The organism is Sphingorhabdus lutea (assembly GCF_001889025.1).
Lineage (GTDB): Bacteria > Pseudomonadota > Alphaproteobacteria > Sphingomonadales > Sphingomonadaceae > Sphingorhabdus_B > Sphingorhabdus_B lutea.
Map to the genome: position 1 here is coordinate 1,261,016 of NZ_CP018154.1, position 20,408 is coordinate 1,281,423.

At 45.2% G+C, this 20,408-nt stretch carries 15 protein-coding genes; 9 read left to right on the forward strand and 6 right to left on the reverse strand.

The features are described from left to right. Positions 1-25 precede the first annotated feature (25 nt). On the reverse strand, positions 26-190 hold the full coding sequence (locus LPB140_RS05985; protein WP_072559067.1) for a DUF465 domain-containing protein: 165 nt from the start codon (positions 188-190) through the stop codon (positions 26-28). Between the two features lie 312 nt (positions 191-502). Here LPB140_RS05985 and LPB140_RS05990 point away from each other — a divergent pair, with 312 nt between their 5' ends. The 5 genes from LPB140_RS05990 (at position 503) to LPB140_RS06010 (ending at position 9,037) form a co-directional block, all read left to right on the forward strand. Continuing rightward, positions 503-700, forward strand: a complete 198-nt coding sequence (locus LPB140_RS05990; protein WP_072559068.1) for a YdcH family protein — start codon at positions 503-505, stop codon at positions 698-700. A 122-nt stretch (positions 701-822) separates the two neighbouring features. Beyond that, positions 823-1,341 carry a DUF1465 family protein gene (locus LPB140_RS05995; RefSeq protein WP_232223471.1) on the forward strand — a complete coding sequence of 173 codons (519 nt, stop codon included), beginning with the start codon at positions 823-825 and terminating at the stop codon, positions 1,339-1,341. Positions 1,342-1,536: 195 nt separating this feature from the next. Beyond that, complete coding sequence (locus LPB140_RS06000; RefSeq protein ID WP_072559069.1) at positions 1,537-4,122, forward strand: autotransporter assembly complex protein TamA; 2,586 nt, start codon at positions 1,537-1,539, stop codon at positions 4,120-4,122. Between the two features lies 1 nt (position 4,123). Further along, the gene (locus LPB140_RS06005; RefSeq protein ID WP_072559070.1) at positions 4,124-8,287 is read left to right on the forward strand and encodes a translocation/assembly module TamB domain-containing protein; all 4,164 of its coding nucleotides are present in this window, start codon (positions 4,124-4,126) and stop codon (positions 8,285-8,287) included. A 6-nt stretch (positions 8,288-8,293) separates the two neighbouring features. Continuing rightward, a complete protein-coding gene (locus LPB140_RS06010; RefSeq protein WP_072560523.1) occupies positions 8,294-9,037 on the forward strand; it encodes a class I SAM-dependent methyltransferase in 744 nt (247 codons plus the stop codon). Here LPB140_RS06010 and LPB140_RS06015 read toward each other — a convergent pair. Together LPB140_RS06015 and lepA are read right to left on the reverse strand one after the other, a co-directional pair. Then, entirely contained in the window at positions 9,034-9,243 is a 210-nt protein-coding gene (locus LPB140_RS06015; RefSeq protein WP_072559071.1) for a hypothetical protein, read from the reverse strand. The genes LPB140_RS06010 and LPB140_RS06015 overlap by 4 nt on opposite strands. Before the next feature lie 179 nt (positions 9,244-9,422). Further along, the gene (lepA, locus tag LPB140_RS06020) at positions 9,423-11,228 is read right to left on the reverse strand and encodes a translation elongation factor 4 (RefSeq protein ID WP_072559072.1); all 1,806 of its coding nucleotides are present in this window, start codon (positions 11,226-11,228) and stop codon (positions 9,423-9,425) included. A 181-nt stretch (positions 11,229-11,409) separates the two neighbouring features. Here lepA and LPB140_RS06025 point away from each other — a divergent pair, with 181 nt between their 5' ends. Together LPB140_RS06025 and LPB140_RS06030 are read left to right on the forward strand one after the other, a co-directional pair. After that, positions 11,410-13,095, forward strand: a complete 1,686-nt coding sequence (locus LPB140_RS06025) for a PHA/PHB synthase family protein (RefSeq protein ID WP_072559073.1) — start codon at positions 11,410-11,412, stop codon at positions 13,093-13,095. A gap of 81 nt (positions 13,096-13,176) precedes the next feature. After that, positions 13,177-14,025, forward strand: a complete 849-nt coding sequence (locus LPB140_RS06030; RefSeq protein ID WP_072559074.1) for an alpha/beta fold hydrolase — start codon at positions 13,177-13,179, stop codon at positions 14,023-14,025. Positions 14,026-14,102: 77 nt separating this feature from the next. On the opposite strand, the gene LPB140_RS06035 is transcribed toward LPB140_RS06030, so the two are convergent. Beyond that, a complete protein-coding gene (locus tag LPB140_RS06035; RefSeq protein ID WP_072559075.1) occupies positions 14,103-14,561 on the reverse strand; it encodes an Lrp/AsnC family transcriptional regulator in 459 nt (152 codons plus the stop codon). Positions 14,562-14,697: 136 nt separating this feature from the next. On the opposite strand from LPB140_RS06035, the gene LPB140_RS06040 reads away from it, so the two are divergent. Continuing rightward, positions 14,698-15,927, forward strand: a complete 1,230-nt coding sequence (locus tag LPB140_RS06040) for a methionine gamma-lyase (protein ID WP_232223366.1) — start codon at positions 14,698-14,700, stop codon at positions 15,925-15,927. Positions 15,928-15,941: 14 nt separating this feature from the next. On the opposite strand, the gene LPB140_RS06045 is transcribed toward LPB140_RS06040, so the two are convergent. Then, positions 15,942-16,481, reverse strand: a complete 540-nt coding sequence (locus LPB140_RS06045) for a GNAT family N-acetyltransferase (protein WP_072560527.1) — start codon at positions 16,479-16,481, stop codon at positions 15,942-15,944. Between the two features lie 67 nt (positions 16,482-16,548). Continuing rightward, positions 16,549-19,074, reverse strand: coding sequence for a TonB-dependent receptor domain-containing protein (locus LPB140_RS06050; RefSeq protein ID WP_072559076.1), 2,526 nt, complete (start codon positions 19,072-19,074; stop codon positions 16,549-16,551). 172 nt (positions 19,075-19,246) lie between these two features. On the opposite strand from LPB140_RS06050, the gene LPB140_RS06055 reads away from it, so the two are divergent. Next, the gene (locus LPB140_RS06055) at positions 19,247-20,407 is read left to right on the forward strand and encodes a GGDEF domain-containing protein (RefSeq protein ID WP_072559077.1); all 1,161 of its coding nucleotides are present in this window, start codon (positions 19,247-19,249) and stop codon (positions 20,405-20,407) included. The last annotated feature ends 1 nt before the right edge of the window (position 20,408 follow it).

Sequence of the window (20,408 nt, forward strand, 5' to 3'; positions counted from 1 at the left end):
TATTATATAAAAATAAGACGGCAGACTATGCCAAGCTATGCTGCCTCATTTCTTCTTTAATCTTCAACTTCATCTTCTTAATCTTGTTAATAATGCCCATATCGGGAAATGGTCGATTAGCCTCTTGATCCAACTTATGTTGTAAATCTTCATGTTTCGTTTTCAGCGCGGACATATGGCTATTGTTCATTTCCTCATTCTCCTTGTTGATATTTAAAGCATTTTTCTTTCTTTAACCGACATAAATTATCAATAATTGATGATATTTATAATTTATAATCTTACATTCGCATAACGGCAATTTATATGCATTATTTAAGCTATAATAATAAATGAAATTTGGCAAATGACATATAAAATTTAATCCTAAATGGTTGTATTCATGGTTAATAGATTATTACAAATGATAGGACAAATTTGTCTTCATGCTGATTATAAGAAATATTATACATTCTGATAAAATTTAAGATGTGATTATCATTTCCTATGCTATATAAATTTTATGAATGATGATGGCCTTGTTAAATTATTAAATATCAAGAAAATGGAGCATCGCGACCTTGATGACGCGATTAATGCGTTACAGGAACGTGTCGATAGCGATCAAATGCAGGTGGCGCGGTTTAAACGAAAAAAATTATTATTAAAGGATGAGATTGCGCGGCTGGAGGATCAGCTTATCCCGGATATTATCGCCTGATTATAATAAAATTCTTTGTTAATATTTACATATATCGCGTCTCAAACCGAAACATTTATCAACCAAATTATCGTTAACCATCATTTACCCTATATTTAGCATAATAATATTGGCATATAAAAATGATGCAGCAAGATATTAACTCATCCAACCACCAAATCGCCAAGCATCAAATGACGGCGAAGCTTGTCGACAGTTTATATACAGAGGCTATGTTGCTTGCCGATGAGGCGCGTTCCTATTTTGATCAATATCGACATAGTGATGATGTCCCTGCATTTTTATCGGTTTCTTTTTCATGTGAATCATTAAAGGTCACGACCCGCTTAATGCATGTTATTGCATGGTTGTTAAACCAAAAGGCATATTTTGCCGGTGAATTTGAGACTGAAAAATCAGCATTTAATTTTGCAGAAAAAGAAAAGAAAAATGCGCCGCCGCATTTTGACCTTGGCCATGCCGCGCCAAGTGATGAGGCCGTGATTGTGCAATTTCCCCAAGAGGCGCAATCGATTATCACATCAAGTATTGATCTATATAATCGTTTGTCACGGTTAAGCGACCAGCTTGCCGGGGCAATTGTTGCTGAAAATCGCCCCGCGCCGCATTTGATGGTCGAAAAACTAAGATCGTCGTTCTGAACATTGCTGCTTTAAGAATTAAACTTTATCAATCGCACAATAAATATTGGTGGGTTGATTTGGATAATTGCAAAAAATAATCCATCACAATGGTGAATTTGGTGGCGCTTGCTGCTTATCTTTGTATGATATTATTGTTCATCATGGTGAAAACAGGCCATGCTATATGGCTATATGCAAGTTTATCGAGAGTTAATGTTCAGGAAATTTCATAATAATGGCAAAAATGACGCTCAATTGGGCGGCCATTATCTTCATCTATCTTGTTCATTATTTTCACTTTCGGTATTTTTTATTGCCAACCCAGCTTTTGCAAATACATATATCGTCAATAATATATCTTCGCCGTCAAAGCACTTTATTGCCACAACGCAAAGCGCGGTAAATTTAACGCAAAGCGGAACAAATAAGTCACTAGGCACGTCAAATTTAACGCAGGTGAATAATCCAGAAATAAAAATAGAGGCCGAACCCGTCCCCGAAAAATTGGCGGAGGAATTTGACGATATTGCCCCATTGGATATAGGTGAATTTACCGATGCGGCCTTTGAAAAAGGGTTCGAAGATATTGATGAAAATACCCCTTTGGAGGGGATGGATGAAATCGCGCTGCCATGGCCCAGCTTAACCAATCCCAAAAAAGAACAGGAAAAGGTTGAACTTGCCACTGCGGCAGATAAAATTGATGGCGATATTGCGGGCAATGATGCGCTGGTCAATGGCTCGTCAGCAATTGAAGTGCCGGCCAATGACGCGCTGGTCAATGATGCGCTGGTCAATGCTGACACAGATAATTTTAAGGAAGAAATTGGCCTATATAGCGATGCGCAATTGGCCGAGATATTGGCACAGGATGACCGAGAGTTGGCGCAATTTGATGCTGAGACAAGAAATCTTGCCGCAGGACAAATGCAAGCGGACGGCATGGTAGCAGAAACGCCGCAAATTGCAGTTTCGGGTAATAATCAAGGGCAGATTGCCGTGGAGGGTGCGGGCGATGTCATCGCCTTATTTGACGAGGCACGGACGGATTTCACCCCGCCAATTCCCGATGCCGACGGATTATATAATTATAAAATTGCCATTGCTGGTTTCCCTGAATTGGAAGGGGAGCAGAAAATGCGATTTGACTCGCTTTCCGAATTAAAATTGCGCGAGGGTCAGCCAGCAAATATCGATATTATTTCAAATCGCGCTCAGGCGGATCGAAAGTTAATCGACCAATTGGCACGGATTGAGGGATATTATGACAATCAATCCGAATTTATTATCCGTGCTGGCGATGTGCCGGGCAGCGCGATTGTTCAAATAAACACTGAATTGGGTCCATTATACCGCGTGCGCAGGGTGGAGCTAAATGGGCTTGCCAAATATAATGATGATTCAGACATGCTGCGCGCATCCTTTACCATGAACCCCGGTGATCCGTTAAATAGCGATAAATTGCTTCTTGCTATGGCAAATTTAACAACCACTTTATTGGAAAGCGGTTATCCATTTTCTAAAGTGGGCCGGGAGTCCATCATTGTTGATCATGCCAGCGTTTCGGGCGATGTGACATTGGATGTCGATTCCAATGGCCGTTATAATTTTGGTAAAATTATTGTTACAAATAATCGCCCATTTGATGCGGGACATTTAAACCGTTTGGCGCGTTTCCAAAATGGCGATCTTTATAAAGAATCGCTGGTTTCCGATTTGAAACAGGCGATTTTTTCCACCGCGCTTGCATCTTCGGTGACGGTGACGCCGACCAAATCAGATAATAATAAACAAGAAGTCGATTTGGTGGTCAATATTAACGAAGCACCGCCACGCAGCATTGCCGGAGAATTTGGATATAATAGCGGCGAGGGGATAAGAGTAGAGGGCAGTTGGGAACATCGCAATTTCTTTCCACCAGAAGGCGCGATACGATTTGGCGCGATTTTGGGAACAAAGGAACAGGGTGGCAATATATTATATCGGCGGAATAATTTTTTGGGCAGGGACCGAATTTTTACCGCGCAGTTTAAGGCTTTGCACGAAAATCGAAGCGCATATGATGCGCGGACATTATCGCTTTCGGCAAATTTTGAAAGTAAATCGACCATATTTTTCCAAAAACCATGGACATGGTTTGGCGGGGCTGAATATTTATTAACCGATGAAAAAGCAACTTTTGACAATGTGGTTACGCGGCAATTATTCAATGTGGGGGCCCTGCCATTTGGTATTTTTTATGATGGCAGCGATAATTTATTAGACCCCAGCAAGGGTTTCAGATTGGGCGCGCGCCTGTCGCCGGAAATATCATTGGGCAATGGCACAAATATTTATGCGCGGGTGCAATTGGATGCGAGTGTTTATCAAAAAGTCACCGATAATATCGTCCTTGCCGGACGCAGCAGGGTTGCAACAATCAGCGGCGCGACAATAAACCAAATTGCTCCATCGCGCCGTTATTATGCCGGTGGCGGCGGATCGGTTCGCGGATTTGCGTTTCAAAAAATTGGACCGGTTGATAGTTTGGGCGATCCCACGGGCGGGCGCGGTTTAATGGAGTTTTCGTTGGAAAGCCGCATAAAATTTGGCAATTTTGGTATCGTCCCCTTTGTCGATGTCGGATCGGTTAGTGATAGCAGCCTGCCCGATTTTAATGACCTTCGCGTTGGTGTGGGCATTGGCGGCAGATATTATAGCAGCTTTGGTCCTATTGCTGTGGACATTGGCACGCCGATAAACCGCCGCACAGGGGAAAGCCGCATAGCGATATCCATTTCATTGGGTCAGGCATTTTAACATGGCGGATAATGACAAAATGACGGGGCAGGCCCAAAATATTTGGACCCGAATCCGGTCATTTGCCATTGCTGTCTTTGCCATCATATTATTGGCGATATTGGCTATCATCATATTTTTGGATTTGCCCGCCGGACATCGTTTCATCATTTCACAAATTGAAAAGGTTGAAACCGAAGATGGCATGCGGTTTCGCGTGGGTGATATTGATGGTTCAATTTACAGCAAAGCGACATTAAATGAAGTCGCCATATTGGACCCAAAAGGGCGTTTTTTAACGGTAAAGCAAACACAGTTAAAATGGTATCCGGTAAGTTGGATTTTTGGGACTTTGTCGATTGATCAGCTTATTTTGAAACAAGGTGAGTTGATAAGAGAGCCAGAATTAAAGCAGAAAAAAAATGATGACGGGCCGACATTGCCCGATTTTGATATTTTTATTGGCGATTTTCAGGCAAATAATTTTATCTTTGGTCAAGAATTTGGCGGCAGCAGGCAGACAGCCAATATAAGGGCAAGCGGGGACATGTTGTCGGGCCGATTGCGCGGGCAGTTTAATCTATCCACCCAAAATAAAACCGATATGGCGGATATAAATATTGATATCAGCCCAGATGAAAATAAATTCAAAATTGCCGCCAAAATCAATGCAAAGGATAATGGCGTCATCCAAAAATTGGCACAAATTAACTGGGCCAATGAAATCATCATCAATGGCCAGGGTGATTGGGACAAATGGCGGGGTCAATTTTTGGCATCGCAAAATAGCCGTTCGGTCGCCAAATTGGAATTAAAGGCAAAGGATGGTTTGTTCAGCGCGGATGGCGCGGTCAGCGCGATAATCCTGCCGCACGGTATTGCCCGGCAAATTTCCTCCCCCACATTAAATATTGATCTTAGCGGACGATATAAGGACCGCATGGCGCGCATGTCGGGTATATTATCATCCGATGCGGTTAATATGGATATTGATGGCGGATATGATTTGTCGATTGGCGGGGTGGATTCGTTTAAAATCAACGCCAATATTATAAAGCCGTCCACGCTGACCAAGGATTTGGTTAGTAAAAATATGAATGTTAAGGCATTGTTAAATGGACGATTGTCGCAGCTTCGCGGTGAATATATTGTAACCGCCAATGCCATTGGCACTGGCAATCTTGCGTTAAATAATGCGCGATTAACCGGCGACATAAGGCGGATGAACGACCAGACATATTTGCCGATGAAATTTACCGCAATATCATTAAATGGTTTGGGTGATGAACTTGGCGCATTGTTAAAAAACATTAACGCTAGCGGAAATTTGGTGCTGCGCGGTAATAAATTAACTGGAGATGGGCTGTCCATATCCACCAATCGTATAAAGGCGATGGCCGATTTTTCGATGAACACCGATAATGGCCAATTTAATGTTCCAGCAACATTGTCGCTGCCCAAATATGAAATTGATGGATTGGGATCAGCGGATGTTTTGGCCAGCTTAACCTTTGCCCCTGCACGGCCAAAAGGGGTGAATATTACTGGCAAGGCGTCGGCAATACTAACCCGATTGGACAATGGATTTGCCAATGAATTAACTGGCGGTTCGATAAAATTATTTACCGGTGTCGGCATTGGCCCTGATGGTATTTTAAAATTGCCCAATTTGAAAATTGCGTCGCAAAAATTATCCTTTGCGGGCAATGGGTCGCGCGGCAAGGATGGGCTATTTTCGATAAAGGGTATGGCGCAACATGCCGAATATGGCGCGGCAAAGGCAGAAATTTTCGGCAATTTGGCACGGCCAAAAGTGGCATTATTTTTGGACAAGCCCTTTGATCCATTGGGTTTGAACAAGGTAACATTAACATTAAATCCGGTGGAGCGCGGGTTTGATTTTGCCACCAATGGGGGGTCGACCCTTGGCCCATTTGACGGAACAGGGGCGATTTTATTGCCCAAGGGCGGCGATGCAATAATTGAATTTGACCGTCTGGCCGTGTCCAGCACCATTTTAACCGGATATTTGCGGCCGGCATCGGGCGGGTTGGACGGCAAATTTAAATTTAATGAAGGCGGCGTCATTGGTCAAATCACGCTTGCTCCGCAAAATGGGGGGCAGGGCGTAAGTGGCAATTTTGATATTAAACAGGCATTTTTCCGTGGGCCGAAAAATATACGAATCCGCACAGCATCGGGCAAATTTGATGCGCTGTTCATTGCGGGCAATTCAAATATAAATGCAAATATTCAGGCACAGGGCGTCAGCGCGGGTGATTTAATATTGGGCCGATTGGCAGGCAATGTGAAAATGCGCAATGGCCGTGGCAAGGCCGTGGTTTCGGTGGCGGGAACACGCGGCAGCAATTTTACATGGCAATCGCAAATTTCCATCTCTCCGGATAAATATATTGTTAAAGGAAATGGATCATTTCGCCGGCAACCATTGCGATTGGCAAGGGCAGCGTTGATAACCAGCAAGGATGATATTTGGAAAATACATGATGCCGATTTAATCTATGGCAATGGCAAATTAAATATTTCGGGCCAATTGGGCGGCGGTAAAAGCGCGATTGATATGGATATGCAAAATTTATCCCTATCGCTTGCCGATTTGGCAGACAATAATGTGGGGTTAAGCGGAATTGCATCGGGCAAATTGCGATTTGTTAATCAATCGGGCACACCCACAGGCTCTGCTTCGTTAAAAATTAAGGGGCTGAGCCGTTCAGGGTTAAGTTTCATTCAAGAACCATTGGACATGGACGTCAATGCGCAATTGACCGCAAATCAACTTGCCTTGCGGGGGCTGGTATCGCAAAAATCAGATGTATCGGGCCGTGTTCAGGGCCGGATTATCCTGTCCAATGGCGGCGCATTATTGGATAGAATTTATGCAGGCGATGCAAAATTGGAAGCGCGCTTTAACGGCCCTATCGCGGCATTATGGCGGCTTACGGGAATTGAGTTATTCGACCTTGGCGGCAATGTCAGCTTGGCCACCAATATTGGCGGCACGATAAATAATCCCTCGATTAAGGGGGTGTTTTCAACATCAAAGGCAGTATTGAACAGTCCGGCAACCGGTCTTCGTTTAACCAATTTGGGCGCGCAGGGCCGTTTTGATGGCGCGCGTTTATTGGTTCGGAATATTTCCGGCACTACAGCCAATGGCGGTAAGATTTCCGGCCTTGGCAGTTTTTCCTTTGGCGGGCGCATGGGTGTGCAAATTGCGATGGATTTACAGGCCGAAAATGCCATTTTGATAAACCGAGATGATTTTGGCGCGACGGTGACCGGCCCGATTAAAATCCGCTCTCAGGGCGCAGGCGGGATTATTGCAGGGCGGGTTACCGTGGTGAAAAGCGATTTTAACTTGGGCAAAGCAAATGCGTCGCAAATATTACCGCAATTAAATGTGCGAGAGATAAATGGCCGAAATGACCTGCCATTGCCCCCTGCGGCCGCTGCGCCATGGAAATTGGCGATTGAGGCCAATATCCCAAATCGCATGGCGGTGCGCGGCCTTGGCCTGGATAGTGAATGGAGCGCAAAATTAAAAATTGGTGGTAATGTTGATGCGCCCACTTTATTGGGCCGTGCAGAGATGATTAGAGGCAATTATGAATTTTCTGGTCGTCGTTTCCGATTGACCGAGGGCAATATTTATTTTGACCGTAATGACCCGCCCAATCCGCGCCTTGACATTGTGGCACAGGCGGACCTTAGCGATGTAGATGCCAGCATTTTGGTAAGTGGTCGTTCGGCCAATCCGCAAATACAATTTACCAGCACACCGCAATTGCCGGAGGAGGAATTATTGTCGCGTTTATTATTTGGTTCATCTGTTCCAGAATTATCCGCGACTGAGGCACTGCAACTTGGCGTGGCGCTTTCCGGCCTTCGTGATGGGGGCACAGGATTTGATCCGATAAATGCGATACGGCAATCGGTTGGTTTGGACCGGTTGCGGTTGGTATCGGCCGATGGCACAACGCGCGGCACATCGGTGGCGGCGGGTAAATATTTGGGCCGCCGAACATATGTTGAAATTGTTTCCGATGGCAAGGGATATACCGCAACGCAAATTGAATTTCGGGTGACCAGATGGCTGTCCATTTTATCAAGCATTTCATCAATTGGCAGGCAAAGCTTGAATGTTCGTGTGAAGCGTGATTATTAAATGTCCATGATGAAACATTCTTTATCTACATTTTTATTCGCTGCATTATTTTGTGCGCCATTATTAAATGGGTGCAGCAAAAATGATGAAGGGAGGATAGAGACTGCGCGCGATTTTCCCAAGGCTTTTCGTCCGGTTTCCCCCGCTGGTTCAACCGAATTTTCAACCGAGGCGGCCCGTGAGGAGGCCGGAGAAGCCAGAACTGTTATGGATTGGGCGGATATTAAGGCCGGAATGACCGTGTCCGATATTGGCGCGGGGGAGGGTTATTACACCGTCAGATTGGCCGAGCGTGTCGGGGCAAAGGGGCGTGTTGTTGCACAGGATATTAGCCGCGATACTTTAAAACGCCTTGGCGATAGGATTACAAGGGAGCGATGGGATAATGTGTCGATTAGCGAAGGCGCGATTGATGACCCCAAATTGCCTGCAAATAGCTTTGATCGGGTTCTTATGGTGCATATGTATCATGAGGTTGAAGAACCCTATGCCTTATTATGGCGGCTATATCCTGCATTAAGGAAGGGCGGACAGGTCATTGTCGTTGACCGTGATTTGCCAACCGATCAACATGGCATACCGCCTGTTTTATTATTTTGTGAATTTGAAGCTTTGGGATTTCGGTTGATGGAATTTGCCGAAACCCCCGATGTTGGCGCATATTTTGCAAGATTTGAACGCAGCAAGGCGCGTCCTTCACCCAAGGATATAAAAAGCTGCGCCATAAAAAACAAAAATGAAGTAAATTAATTTACTTTCATTTCACTCATTTGCTTTGGCATTTTGCTTAATTTTTTGGCAAGCCTTTTCCAATGTTTTCTGGTTCGGATCGAAAAGTCCTTATCCTTGGACCTGTTCACCAAAATGGATTTGGCTTCAGCGCCATATTTTATTAAAATACGTGAAATTTCCCGCTCATCAGATTGAGCCTGAATTTTATTTTCAAACAACGCCATAATATTCCCCCTTAAGAATAGAACTTAAGTAAAAGTGCGACGTTATTATATTTTATAATTTTCACCGATTCGGATGGAAAATATACATTATTTTACATAATTGTATAGACAAGACAGTCAAATTGGCGGCGTGAATCCTGGTCCACAGCACCTTAAAAATAAATATTTCACAAATTCAATTACTTCTCATCGCCCATTCGCAATGCAGCGATAAATGCCTCTTGTGGGATGGAAACATTTCCATATTCGCGCATTTTCTTTTTGCCTTTTTTCTGCTTTTCAAGCAGCTTTTTCTTACGGCTAATGTCGCCGCCATAGCATTTTGCGGTCACATCTTTACGCATAGCAGCAATGGTTTCTCGCGCGATAACTTTGCCGCCAATTGATGCCTGAACCGGTATTTTGAACATGTGACGGGGGATAAGGTCCTTCATCCGTTCGCAAATATGGCGGCCACGTGCCTCCGCCGCGTCGCGGTGGACAATCATGGATAATGCATCAACGGGTTCAGCATTGACCAAAATGTTCATTTTGACCAATTGACCGACCTGTGTGCCAATTTGTTCATAATCAAAGCTGGCATAGCCGCGGCTGATGCTTTTTAACCGGTCGTAAAAATCAAATACCACCTCGTTTAAGGGCAGCTCATAGGTCATTTGCGCGCGGCCACCAACATAGGTTAAATCGGTTTGCACCCCGCGCCTATCCTGACATAATTTCAATATGCCGCCCAAATATTCATCGGGGCAGTAAATAACCGCCTTAATCCACGGTTCTTCAATCGCCCTAATTTTAACCGGATCGGGCATGTCGGCGGGATTGTGCAGATATTTAATGCTGCCGTCGGTCATTTCCATTTTATACACCACCGAAGGCGCGGTGGTGATAAGGTCCAAATCATATTCGCGGCTAAGGCGTTCTTGAATAATTTCCAAATGCAAAAGACCCAAAAAGCCGCAACGGAAACCCTGTCCCAATGCTGCGCTGGTTTCCATTTCAAAGGAAAAGCTGGCGTCGTTCAGCCGCAATTTGCCAATGCTTTCGCGCAATTTTTCAAAATCGGCGGCATCGACAGGGAATAGACCGCAGAAAACAACGCTTTGCACTTCTTTAAATCCGGCAAGCGCCTTTTCCGCGCCGCCCTTTACCGTGGTGATGGTGTCGCCAACCTTGGCATGGGCCACTTCCTTAATTTGGGCGGTGATAAAGCCAATTTCGCCAGGGCCAATTTCCGCAACCTGTTCAATTTTCGGGCGGAAGCAACCGGTGCGGTCGATTAAATGCTGGGTGCCGCCGGCCATGAATTTGACCTGCATCCCTTTTTTCAGCACGCCATCAATCACGCGAACCAAAATCACCACGCCCAAATATGGATCATACCAACTATCAACCAACATCGCCTTTAACGGGGCGTCCCTGTCACCCGATGGGGGCGGAATTTTGGTGACAATGGCTTCTAAAATATCCTCTATCCCAATGCCCGATTTGGCGGAGGATAGGACAGCCTCTGATGCGTCAATGCCGATAATTTCTTCAATTTCCGCGCGCACCTTTTCCGGTTCAGCAGCGGGCAGGTCAATTTTATTGATAACCGGCACAATTTCATGGTCATGCTCAATGGATTGATACACATTGGCCAATGTCTGCGCCTCCACCCCTTGGGCGGCGTCCACAACCAATAATGCGCCCTCACATGCAGCGAGTGACCGGCTAACTTCATAAGCGAAATCGACATGGCCCGGTGTGTCCATCAGGCTAAGCTCATAGGTCTCGCCATCCTTTGCGGTATAGTTTAACCGCACGGTTTGCGCCTTTATGGTAATGCCGCGTTCGCGTTCAATATCCATATTGTCCAAAACCTGTTCGGTCATTTCACGGTCGGTCAAGCCGCCGGTAAATTGAATTAACCGATCGGCAAGGGTGGATTTGCCATGATCAATATGGGCGATGATGGAAAAATTTCGGATGTGGCTTAACGATGTCATCCTGCGCGATTAGCAGCCAATGCAAAGGATAAAAAGCGCAAAAATGCAATTAGGGACGACTATTTCAACAAATTGGCGGATATAAGCAGTAATTTTCCCAATATGCGTGGTTATTGCGTTGACAGCAGGACGGCTTATGCGCATCCTAAATGATGAGAGAGAAAATTTTGGGGAGTATATTATGGCTAAAAAACCATCGGCATTTGATACCATGAACGACGCCACTATGGCATTGGGGCCATTATCAGGATTGGCGAGGGAGGATTTTGCAGGGGCGGTTGGTTTGTTGCTGCGCCAAACCATGGAAAATCCGGACAAAAATTTTAAGGCGATGAGCAGCTTTTCCGAAGATGTCGTTCAAATTATGACCGGTTCATCCGATCTTGCCCCCGATCGCAAGGATAAACGCTTCATGGATCCGGCATGGCAATTTAACCCATTTTTCAAGGCAGGGGCGCAATATTATCTTGCCATACAAAAGGGTGTGAAGGGGTGGATTGAGGATTTGGAAATGGACGCGTTGGAACGCGACCGTGCCAATTTTATTTCCCAAATGGTGATTGATGCCCTTGCCCCCACAAATAGCTTAATCGGTAATCCCACGGCGCAAAAACGTCTGGTCGATAGTGGCGGATTATCCCTGATAAAGGGGCTGCGCAATGCATATGACGATATGGTCAATAATAAAATGATGGTCAGTCAGGTGAATAAAAAACCGTTTAAGTTGGGCGAAAATATCGCCACGGCAAAGGGCAATGTCGTTTACCGTGATGATATTATGGAATTGGTCCAATATGCCCCCACCACGGATAAGGTTTATGCCGTGCCGCAATTGACCATCCCGCCGCAAATCAACAAAATGTATATTAATGATCTAAGTCCGGAAAAGAGCGTGGTTAAATGGCAAACCGATCACGGCATTCAACCATTTGTCATTAGTTGGAAAAACCCCACGGAAGAACAGGGCGTTTGGAATATGACGGATTATGTCAATGCCACAATAAAGGCATTGGACGTGATTCAGGAAATTACCGGATCAAAAACCGTTAATGTATCGGGCGCATGTTCAGGCGGGCAAACCATGTCGGTCATGCTGTCAAAATTGGCAGCAATGGGCGATAAACGCATTGGCTGTGTCACTATGATGGTCTGTGTGCTTGAACCGAAAAAGGGCGATACAGAGGCCAGCAGCTTAATTTCCGATCATGGCGTTGAATTGGCAAGGCAACGCGCAGCGAAAAAGGGCATTGTTTCGGGCGACAGCATGGCGCGTGGTTTTGCGTGGTTGAGGCCCAATGATTTGATTTGGAATTATGTTATCAATAATTATCTTCTTGGCGATGATCCGCCGGCATTTGATATTTTATTTTGGAATGCAGATGCCACCAATTTGTCTGGATCCTTATTAAGCGATTTCTTGGATTTATTTGTCGCCAATGCCTATGCCGAGCCAGCAACATTTGAAATTGCAGACCATGTTTTGGATTTAACCAAGGTGGATTGCGATATGTTTATTTTGGGCGGGTCAACCGACCATATTACGCCGTGGCAGGCATGTTACCGTTCCACCCAATTATTTGGCGGTAAAAATATTGAATTTGTCTTAAGCCAAGCAGGGCATATGCAGGCGATTTTAAACCCGCCTGGCAATCCCAAGGCGAAATATTTTAAACATAGCAAAAACCAAACGCCCGCCAATGTAGAGGCGTGGATGAAGGGGACAGAAGAAGTCGCCGGTAGCTGGTGGCCATATTGGATGGAGTGGTTGACCGCAAGGGCGGGCAAACAAATTGCCGCACCCAAAATATGTGGCAGCAAACAATATCCCGCAATGGAAAGCGCGCCTGGCCTATATGTGCATGGTTGAATTATGCTTGAAATGCGCCGCAGATAGCCTACATCTTATTTAATCATGCCATTAAATTGGTAGAAATTAAGGCCGATAATCATGAGTAAAGCAAAAAAAACAACATCATCGCCAATTTTCACAATGGAGGAGGCCGATGGCCGCACATTGCGCGTGGCGCGGTGGATTGCCACGGATAAGGGAGCAAAGGCGCTGCCTTTATTATTTTTCAATGGCATTGGCGCGAATATTGAATCAATGGCGCCGCTTGCCGAAATGTTAAGTGACCGTGATGTTATTACTTTTGATATGCCCGGTGTGGGCGGATCGCCCGACCCAGTTGTGCCATATAATGCGATTTTAATGGCGCGGATTGCGGCAATATTACTCGACCGTTTTGGATATGATGTTGTTGATGTCATGGGGGTAAGTTGGGGCGGTGCAATGGCACAGCAATTTGCCCTGCAAAATGGGGCGCGGGTGAATAAATTAATCCTTGCCGCGACAAGTGCGGGGATGTTGATGGTTCCTGGCAATCCAAAGGCATTGATGAAAATGGCCGATCCGCGCCGTTATATTGATCCGGAATTTATGCGTAAACATTTTAACACGCTTTATGGCGGGTCAAGCAATGGGTCAGAAGGGCATATTGGCCGAATTACCCCGCCCAGTAAGACAGGATATTTTTACCAGCTTTTTGCCATGTTTGGGTGGACCAGCGCCCCATTTTTGCCATTTATGAAGGCCAAAACCATGGTGTTAATGGGGGCTGATGATCAAATTGTGCCGCTTATCAATGGTAAATTTTTGAACATGTTAATCCCCGATAGCCGATTGGAAGTGATAGAGGATGGCGGGCATTTATTCATGCTAAGCCATGTCGAGGAAACTATATCGGCGCTACGCGGATTTTTGGATGATGAGGCGCAGGAGCAGCAGGTGGCGGCGTAAAAATTTTCGCGCCGTCCGATTTTCGGCTATTCTCTCCGTTATTGGATTATTTTGGTCTTAATCGATTATCCTGGTGTTTATGATGCCGGTTTATACCAATTTTGCTGTTTAATATTTGACAGGGCAAAGGCGCTGTCAATCGCGTGAATGCCGCCAATGGTTTGCAATTTATCGCGGATAAATTGGTCATATGCGTCCAAATCCTTTATCATTACCCTCAGCAAATAATCCGATTGCCCCGACAAGACGATACATTCCACAACTTCATCAATTTCATGAATGGATTGTTCAAATTTTGATACCAAATCATGGCTATGCTTTTCAAGTTTGATATGCACAAATATGGTAATGCCCAGCCCGAATTTTTTGGCATTAATGCGCGCGCCATAGCCCATAATCACGCCATTATTTTCCAAATTGCGGACGCGGCGAAGACAGGGGGAGGGGGATAAATTTACCTTTTCTGCCAATTCCTGATTGGTGAGCCGCCCATTATTTTGCAATGCGCGGACAATGGCATAGTCAATTTTATCCATATACAACCTCATTTTTGGCAGAATATGCCAATATTTAACCTAATCAGCATGAAATATGGCAGCACATTTCAATAATAAAGCTGTATATTGACCATAATAAGCGAAATTGCGCAATATATATTATGGAGTGGTTAAGGTGAATTTTGAAAAGAAAATGGGGCATCATCCTGCACAGCAACAGGCATTTTCAACAAGAGCTATCCATTCAGGATATAATCCAATGGATGAACAGGGCGCACTTTGCCCGCCGCTTCATTTAACATCCACCTTTGTGGCGGAAAGCGCCGATGATATGGGGGCGATGTTTGCAGGCGAAAAGCAGGGGCATTTTTATACCCGTATTTCCAACCCCACATTGGATTTGTTGGAACGCCGCATTGCCGATTTGGAAAATGCCGAGGCGGCATTGGGAACGGCGTCTGGCATGGGGGCAATTTCGGCCACATTATGGACATTGGTTGCGCCGGGTGATGAAATTATTGTCGATATGACCCTATATGGCTGCACCTTTGCCTTTATGCGGCATGGATTGGGTAAATTTGGGGTAAAGGTTCGCCATGTGGATTTAACCAAAACGTCATTATTGCAAGATGCGATTAACGATAAAACCAAGGTCGTATATTTTGAAACCCCCGCCAATCCCAATATGCGTATAGTGGATATTGCCGCCATATCGGAAATTGCGCATCAATCTGGCGCATATGTGGTGGTGGATAACACCTATGCCACGCCATATTTAACGCGCCCTATTGATTTTGGCGCGGATATTGTGGTGCATAGCGCGACCAAATATTTGGGCGGCCATGGCGATTTGGTGGCCGGCATTGTTGCGGGAAGCAAGGAGTTATTGACCCAAATCCGTCTTGTTGGATTAAAGGATATGACCGGCGCGGTGATGAGCCCGTTTAACGCCATGCTTATCATGCGGGGATTAAAAACATTGGAACTGCGCATGGACCGCCATTGCCAAAGCGCGATGAAAATTGCGGCATGGATGGAAAGCCAGTCAATGGTCGATGTGGTTCATTACCCCGGTCTTAAATCCAGCCCCTATCATGACTTGGCCAGCCGTCAAATGGATGGTTTTGGTGGCATGATTGCATTTGAATTAAAAGGCGGCATCAATGCGGGCAAGGCATTTATTGATGCGTTAAATTTAATCCATTGCGCGGTCAGTCTGGGCGATGCAGAAAGCCTGATTCAACATCCAGCCAGCATGACCCATTCGCCCTATACCCCCGAAGAACGCGCCGAATATGGCATTTCCGATGGGTTGGTGCGTCTGTCCATTGGGCTTGAATCTGTGGATGATTTAATGGCCGATTTGGCGCAGGCTTTCGCCGCGTTGGAGCATGTTACTGCGTAAATTATACGGGCAGACTATTCGGGCAAATTATCCGATAAATTTTTCACCATGGTGGCAAGGGGAACTGGCACGGCCCCTTGAGTATCCATCCATTCGCTTTCAATATGATAACCGCAGGACAGATATAACGGTTTACCCGCCATGGTTGCCGCCATTTCAATCGCCCGAAACCCCTCATCACGCGCGGCCTGTTCTGCCTTGGCAATAATCATGCCGCCAATACCGCGCCGAACATGTTCAGGATGGGTGTACATGGCGCGAATTCGGGCGCGGTCATATTTGGGATTTAGCAATTTGTCGTCTCTTTTGCCGCTATGACTGCCGCCATATAGGGTGGCACGGCGCGACCATCCGCCACAACCGACAATTTGGCCATCATCCACCACGCAAAAATAGGTGCCGTCATGGATAAGTTGCATGTCAAGCCCCATGGCAGCGGTGGAGGCAGCCAATTGTTCCTTGGTTAAAAAAGATGCCTGTAATTCGGCAATGGCGCGGTCCATAATAATTTTTATTGCCGGAACATCATCCAAATTTGCCAGTCTTATTTTCATATATTCACCATAAAAAAGGGGGGCATCCATGCGGAAGCCCCCAATTTATAGAATTATTTTTCAGCGATTAAAAGCTGATACGTGCTTTAATATAATAGCTGCCGCCATTGAAACCAAATGGTGAAATCACGCTATATTCCGCGCCAGCGATACCAGCATATGGGTTTTTCTCAGGATATGTATCCAAGAAATTTTGCGCGCCGATTGCAATTTCGGTGCCGTCCATAATTTCATACCCAATTTCTGCATCCATGGTTACACGTGCGCCCGCATCAATAGGCAAAGTGTCATCATCCAAATGCGCTTCATAATATGAACCAAAATAATTGGCGCGAAGCAGGCCACGGAAGCGGCCCTGTTCATGGGTTAAATTGGCAAAGCCTTTATATTTAGGAAGGCTTTCTTCCAATTGGCGAACACGAACCGCGGCAATGGTCGCACCCTGATCGGTAACCTTTGTTTCGGTATAATTGCCTGCCAAAGTCAATTTCGTACGGCCTGTCTCTGTAATATTCAGATCAGTATTGATGATAAGGTCAATACCTTGCGTTCTTGTATCAAAATCATTGTTAAAGAATGCAAAGGAGCTGAGATCTTCAAAGCCAGTGAAATCCGCACGGTTTAGAGCATTTGCCGCACCCAATTGTGCCAATAATTGCCCCGTGGTTGTGCCGGTGACGGTCACACCCTTTGTCCGTGCCAAGTGGCGCAGAGCATCGGTAAAGTTAATGGTGGACGAACGTGAAATACGGCCATCCAGCTTAATATTAAAATAATCAAGGGTGAAGGAAACAGGTCCAAAATCACCTGCTAAACCAGCAGTAATGCTTTTTGACTTTTCACTGCCCAATGTTGGACGGGCAAGGCCAAGTCCGCCATTGGCAACGCTGTCCGCAATATAATTTGATGCGATTAAACCTGCCGCGCTGTTCAATGGGAATGTGCCTTCATCTTGCAACATGCCGTTTGAAAATTGCGTTGTTACGTTGATGACATTCGCTTGGCCAGCCGTTGGGGCATGGAAACCAGTTGAATATGTTCCGCGTAAGCGCAGACTGTCGGTCAATTTATATAATGCGCCAATTTTATAATTGGTGGTGTTGCCAAAGCTTTTCGTATCTTCATAACGAACCGCGCCTTGCACCGAAAGGGCACTGGTTAAATCAGTTTCAAGGTCAAGATAGAAAGCTTGGTTATTTTCCTTAAATGTCCCGCGTGCATTGGTTGAAAAACCGCCAAAGCCGTTTGAGCTGGTTGAAAACCCTTGGCCTGTTGGGAAGGCAGTTGTCGGCTGCGCCAAAATACCCAAAGCATAGGATTCTGGATTGCCGGGGCGAATTGTAAATGCCTCGTCACGATATTCATAGCCAAAGGAGATGAAAAGGTCAGAGGCAAGGCCAAGGCCCAAGCCATAGCTGAAATCAGCATTAAACACATTTTCCGCTTGGCTATATCCGCCAGGGTTAAATGATGTCGGGGTGCTTGGCCCAAGCGAGGCATTGACTGTATTATTGATAAAGAAATCGGAGTCATTACGGCCGAAACGATAGCTTAGATCATAGTGTAAATCGCCAATGATTTTACCTTTTAGACCCGCTGTGATGGAGCGATCTTTTAAATCGCCGCCAAAGCGCGGGGTAAAGCCGCCGGGGAATAATTCAACAAAGGAGAAGCAATTTGGATTTGCCTTTACTGATGCCAAAATGGCGGCATTGGGGACAAGGCCGTTTAACGGAATGCCTGCCGGGCAATCACCACGGTTATTCGTACTTAAATCGCCAACAAGGATGGAATTTACCGCATTATTTGCTCTGCTTGCAAAGCCGGTGACCGGATCAACCAATGGTCCGGCATAAACACCGCCACGATTTGTGGGGTTACGGAAATAAAATCCGCCATCTACATTGCGTGATGCATAGGTGCCAATGGCGTAAATTTTGTGATTTTCATCAAGGTCTGCGCCAAAATTCACCAATAATTTAAGATCATCATTTACATTTGGTTGACCCCAAATTTGTGCAGGATTGGCAACAGCGGTATTTCCAGCAGCAATTAATGCGGCGGCATCATCGCGTTGAACCGAACGGCTGGTTGCGTTGCTTTCGCCATATTCAGCGGTCAGGTTCAAATAACCTGTATCCCCAACGGGAAGCCCGATATTCGCGCTGATTTGGTAATTATCACCATCGCCGGCATAGGTTTGTCCCCATTTGCCGCTGATGCTGCCGCCTTCGCTGGCATCATTTAAAATAAAGTTCATCACACCAGCAATGGCGTCTGAACCATATTGCGAAGCCGCGCCATCGCGCAGAACCTCTACTTGTTTCAATGCTGCGGCAGGAATGGTGGATATATCTGGTCCTTGTGAACCATCGGAAATGCCGCCGCCCAAAAATGCGATGACAGAGGCGCGGTGCATCCTTTTACCATTGACCAAAACCAAAGTATTATCGGGCGAAAGACCGCGAAGGTTGGCGGGACGAACCAAAGTGGCCGCATCGGAAATAGGCTGTGTGTTCACATTGAATGAAGGAACGGCAACGCGCAGTAAATTGCCAATGTCGGCCTGTGCGGTTAATTCTTCGGCCGACACAACATCAACAAATGATAAAAAAATTTGAAAATTTCACTTTAATGAATAATCTCATCAGATTAGCGGAAATCAGCCATTATTCATTTTACATAATATAACATTTGATAATTTTCAATAAAATCAATGATTTTGTTTTAATAAAGCATTTACCTTTAATTGATAGCAGCACCAAATGAGAGCGAAATTATTCACTATTTACAATAATTTATTTCCCGCCGTGCCGGTCGAAATCGTGGATGATTTTGATATGTTGTGCACGCGGCGGCTGCACCGGCAATGTAGTTGGTTATTTTTGGCATTATTTTTTAATACGCCAATGGCGGTTTACATTACCCAAAAGGAATTGAACATTGGCGTTACCACCATTTTGCCAATCATCATCATCACATCATTTTTATTCGGATTTCTGTCTTTGCGGCGCATAAAAAATGATAAAATGTCATTAAAGGTTGCACGAAGATTTACAAAAGATGCAATTATCTATGCCCCAATAATCACTTTATTGGTCAGCATTTGGTGCATATCAAATTGGTTTATAGTTAAAGATAGCACAAGAATTTATTACTCCATGATAATGTCAATGGGGACATTGGCGGCGGTATATTGCATTTCATCGGTCCGTTTGGGCGCAATTTTAACATTAAGCATAGGCATGCTGCCCATGACATTTTTAATGATGTTCAGCGGAGATATGATGGATCTTGCCACATCGTTCAGTTTTATAATGGCGACGATTTTCATGTATATGTTGATTTATAATCAGCATAATCAATTAGTTGAATTATTAGTGACCAAACAAAAAGTGCAATTACAGGCCAATACCGACCCATTAACGGGATTGCTAAACCGCCGGGCATTGGATGAAAAAATAGAGCAGCAATTTAAACTTTCTGCAAAAAAGCAGCAAAAGGATAATATTTTCACCTTAGCCTTAATTGATTTGGATGGGTTTAAACCAGTAAATGATATTTATGGTCATGCAGTGGGCGATCAATTATTATTGCATATTGCCCTGCGTTTAACCGATATTCTGGGAGATAATGTTATTGTGGCAAGACAGGGCGGTGATGAATTTGCCATTTTGGTGCCGCATCACGCCAAAATAAACCGATATAGCATCGCCGATATTGTCTTTACCGCATTGGCCGCCCCATTTAATATTGATGAACAAATGATCCGTGTGGGGGGCAGTGTGGGTGTGGCGCATTGGCCAAGGGACGGGCGTGATAGAAAATCACTGTTTGAAACAGCGGATAAGGCATTATATTTGGCCAAGGCACAAAATAAGATTAGCCTATTAAAACCATCGGCCCACATAAAAGCAGCCAGATAAT